Raw genomic sequence first — 2,827 nt, forward strand, 5'->3', positions numbered from 1 at the left:
GTCGAAAAATTAAAATGGACTTATATAGTGTAAAATTAGACTTAACGGTCGGTTTATAATTTATTATGGGAGTGAATCGTATGAAAGATCACATCATAACTTTACAAGACAGGCGCAAGTTAGCCTATATTGAATATGGTAAAACAAACGGCCTACCAGTCATGCTATTCCACGGTACAGCCGACACTTTATCGTCAATAGAAGAAATAAAAAAAGTAGCCTTAGCTACTCCTCGTGTAACAACCCATTATATGAAAGATGCAGGACATTTCTTACCTGATGATCCCCACAGATGGGAATCTATTTTACAAACAATTATTCATGATACAAATGGGACAAACGAATCCGATATATCATTTCATACTTCCATTTGATCCATTATGATCAAAATCAAGGCAGCTGCAATATCTATCCCGGTTAAAATAGCGAAATAAACTCCATCTACTTTTAATATGAGCGAAGCAATAGGAAATAAAATTGTCTCTAATCCAAATAAGATGACTACTACTGCTATACGCTTTGCTAGCAATACTTCATTCTTTGGATGGAATATTGTATTGTAACCAGCTATGAAAGGAGTTTTTCGCTTTCTCAACATACTCATACCAATCCATATAAAGAAACAGCCTGCTAAAACGAAAAGTAACACTTGGATAGACATAGATTATATCGCCCCCATTATTCCTATTCACACTTATATTTTAGCATTTTTTCCTGTTCAACCGAAAATAAGCTTTTTTGGACTGTACAAAATTATATATCAGACAAAAGTGATTAGATCCGCCTTTGCCTAATACAGTAGCTTTTACATCGAACGTTTCAAAAAGCAAAAAGTATTTATATACATAGGCTCTGTTAAAGTAAATTGTTAATGAACGATATCTAAAAAACCACCCAAACTATATTAGGTGATTTTTTCTTTGACTCTTTTCACAAATATTGTTGTTTTATCGGAATAATTATCGGACTATGCCACCGTTGTATCTCAATTCATATACCTTTTCATCACCTATGAGGATGATTTCTTTCCCGTGAAAACAGTCAAGAGTTCCTTCATACTCATTCTTGAAAATATATGTACCTGATTCATAGTAATTTGGACCACGATAGATAGAATTTGTATCAACTAACCTTAACGCTTGGCGAAGGAACCTATAAATCGGACCAATAATATCCCAATCTGCGTTTGGGATGGTGACACCACCTGAATAGACCATTGACCAGATTGGACGATTCTCAAACTCCACCGTTTCTTGCCCGATAAAAAAAGCTGAACCATAGTAAATATCCCGATAAGAATAATCACCACTACAGTATTCAAGTTGTTTTGAACCGTTTAATAATGGCTCAACCGATGCATCATCTCCCTGGGATGCATATGTATTTCTTTTAGCTTCTACAAGGAATTTGGTGAGTAATTCATGATTGATTGACATAATAATCCTCCATTACGATGCAATTCTAATAACTTATAAAAAAGAGGTGCTTATTTACGAATTTCTAAACAAAGTCTGCTTTCACTTAAACAGAATATTCATTGCATACAAAAAAGAGATAGCGGATTATGCTATCTCTTTTAATATGACCCGTACGGGATTCGAACCCGTGTTACCGCCGTGAAAGGGCGGTGTCTTAACCACTTGACCAACGGGCCAATTTCTGGCAGAGAAGAAGGGATTCGAACCCTCGCACCGCGTTAGCGATCTACTCCCTTAGCAGGGGAGCCCCTTGAGCCACTTGGGTACTTCTCTATAATGGCTCCGCAGGTAGGACTCGAACCTACGACCGATCGGTTAACAGCCGATAGCTCTACCACTGAGCTACTGCGGAATAATGGTGGGCCTAAATGGAATCGAACCATCGACCTCACGCTTATCAGGCGTGCGCTCTAACCAGCTGAGCTATAGGCCCCCAATAGAAAAAGCGGGTGAAGAGAATCGAACTCTCGACCAGAGCTTGGAAGGCTCTTGTTTTACCACTAAACTACACCCGCATAAAATTGTAAATGGTGAGCCATGAAGGACTCGAACCTTCGACCCTCTGATTAAAAGTCAGATGCTCTACCAACTGAGCTAATGGCTCATTTTGAAAGTGGTGCCGGCTAGAGGACTTGAACCCCCAACCTACTGATTACAAGTCAGTTGCTCTACCAATTGAGCTAAGCCGGCTTGCTATTTCAAAATGGTGGCTCGGGACGGAATCGAACCGCCGACACGAGGATTTTCAGTCCTCTGCTCTACCGACTGAGCTACCGAGCCTTTATATAAATGGCGGTCCCGACCGGGGTCGAACCGGCGATCTCCTGCGTGACAGGCAGGCATGTTAACCACTACACCACGGGACCATTTGGTTGCGGGGACAGGATTTGAACCTGCGACCTTCGGGTTATGAGCCCGACGAGCTACCAGACTGCTCCACCCCGCGACGATATAATATTATTTTAAAAATGGAGGAGGTAGAGGGATTCGAACCCCCGCGCGACTCTCGCCGCCTGTCGGTTTTCAAGACCGATCCCTTCAGCCAGACTTGGGTATACCTCCAGGGAATTTACTTCAAATGGTGGACCTTGTAGGACTCGAACCTACGACCGGACGGTTATGAGCCGTCTGCTCTAACCAGCTGAGCTAAAGGTCCTTTATGGTAGCGGCGGAGGGGATCGAACCCCCGACCTCACGGGTATGAACCGTACGCTCTAGCCAGCTGAGCTACACCGCCATAAGTATTTAAATAAGTGGAGCCTAGCGGGATCGAACCGCTGACCTCCTGCGTGCAAGGCAGGCGCTCTCCCAGCTGAGCTAAGGCCCCGTATTTAAAGATATCGGGAAGA

3 protein-coding genes and 14 tRNA genes are annotated in these 2,827 nt (G+C 42.5%); 1 reads left to right on the plus strand and 16 read right to left on the minus strand.

All coding sequences use genetic code 11. The annotated features are described in order from the left end of the window. Nucleotides 1–80: 80 nt before the first annotated feature. Nucleotides 81–374, plus strand: a complete 294-nt coding sequence (locus tag V7183_RS14420; protein WP_335359959.1) for a hypothetical protein — start codon at nucleotides 81–83, stop codon at nucleotides 372–374. Here V7183_RS14420 and V7183_RS14425 read toward each other — a convergent pair. From V7183_RS14425 to V7183_RS14500, 16 genes are all read right to left on the minus strand, one after another. Continuing rightward, nucleotides 359–661, minus strand: coding sequence for a hypothetical protein (locus V7183_RS14425; RefSeq protein WP_335359960.1), 303 nt, complete (start codon nucleotides 659–661; stop codon nucleotides 359–361). The genes V7183_RS14420 and V7183_RS14425 overlap by 16 nt on opposite strands. 298 nt (nucleotides 662–959) lie before the next feature. Further along, nucleotides 960–1,436 carry a DUF5680 domain-containing protein gene (locus V7183_RS14430; RefSeq protein ID WP_335359961.1) on the minus strand — a complete coding sequence of 159 codons (477 nt, stop codon included), beginning with the start codon at nucleotides 1,434–1,436 and terminating at the stop codon, nucleotides 960–962. A gap of 146 nt (nucleotides 1,437–1,582) precedes the next feature. After that, nucleotides 1,583–1,654, minus strand: a tRNA-Glu gene (locus tag V7183_RS14435). 6 nt (nucleotides 1,655–1,660) lie between these two features. Further along, nucleotides 1,661–1,751, minus strand: a tRNA-Ser gene (locus V7183_RS14440). 4 nt (nucleotides 1,752–1,755) lie between these two features. After that, nucleotides 1,756–1,830 (minus strand) — tRNA-Asn (locus tag V7183_RS14445). A 4-nt stretch (nucleotides 1,831–1,834) separates the two neighbouring features. Then, a tRNA-Ile gene (locus V7183_RS14450) sits at nucleotides 1,835–1,911 on the minus strand. Nucleotides 1,912–1,922: 11 nt separating this feature from the next. Then, nucleotides 1,923–1,993, minus strand: a tRNA-Gly gene (locus V7183_RS14455). A 13-nt stretch (nucleotides 1,994–2,006) separates the two neighbouring features. Then, nucleotides 2,007–2,082: transfer RNA gene (locus V7183_RS14460), tRNA-Lys, on the minus strand. Between the two features lie 10 nt (nucleotides 2,083–2,092). Continuing rightward, nucleotides 2,093–2,168 (minus strand) — tRNA-Thr (locus V7183_RS14465). 14 nt (nucleotides 2,169–2,182) lie between these two features. Continuing rightward, nucleotides 2,183–2,258: transfer RNA gene (locus V7183_RS14470), tRNA-Phe, on the minus strand. 10 nt (nucleotides 2,259–2,268) lie between these two features. After that, nucleotides 2,269–2,344: transfer RNA gene (locus tag V7183_RS14475), tRNA-Asp, on the minus strand. A 3-nt stretch (nucleotides 2,345–2,347) separates the two neighbouring features. Next, nucleotides 2,348–2,424, minus strand: a tRNA-Met gene (locus V7183_RS14480). Between the two features lie 23 nt (nucleotides 2,425–2,447). After that, nucleotides 2,448–2,540: transfer RNA gene (locus V7183_RS14485), tRNA-Ser, on the minus strand. 17 nt (nucleotides 2,541–2,557) lie between these two features. Continuing rightward, a tRNA-Ile gene (locus V7183_RS14490) sits at nucleotides 2,558–2,634 on the minus strand. Between the two features lie 4 nt (nucleotides 2,635–2,638). Then, a tRNA-Met gene (locus V7183_RS14495) sits at nucleotides 2,639–2,715 on the minus strand. Nucleotides 2,716–2,732: 17 nt separating this feature from the next. Further along, nucleotides 2,733–2,805: transfer RNA gene (locus tag V7183_RS14500), tRNA-Ala, on the minus strand. Nucleotides 2,806–2,827 lie beyond the last annotated feature (22 nt).

The organism is Bacillus sp. JJ1127 (assembly GCF_036965845.1).
GTDB lineage: Bacteria > Bacillota > Bacilli > Bacillales > Bacillaceae_G > Bacillus_A.

Bases quoted from the DNA above. Each gene is read 5' to 3' on its own strand.
- V7183_RS14420 (WP_335359959.1), top strand. From the start codon at position 81: ATGAAAGATCACATCATAACTTTACAAGACAGGCGCAAGTTAGCCTAT.
- V7183_RS14425 (WP_335359960.1), bottom strand. From the start codon at position 661: ATGTCTATCCAAGTGTTACTTTTCGTTTTAGCAGGCTGTTTCTTTATA.
- V7183_RS14430 (WP_335359961.1), bottom strand. From the start codon at position 1,436: ATGTCAATCAATCATGAATTACTCACCAAATTCCTTGTAGAAGCTAAA.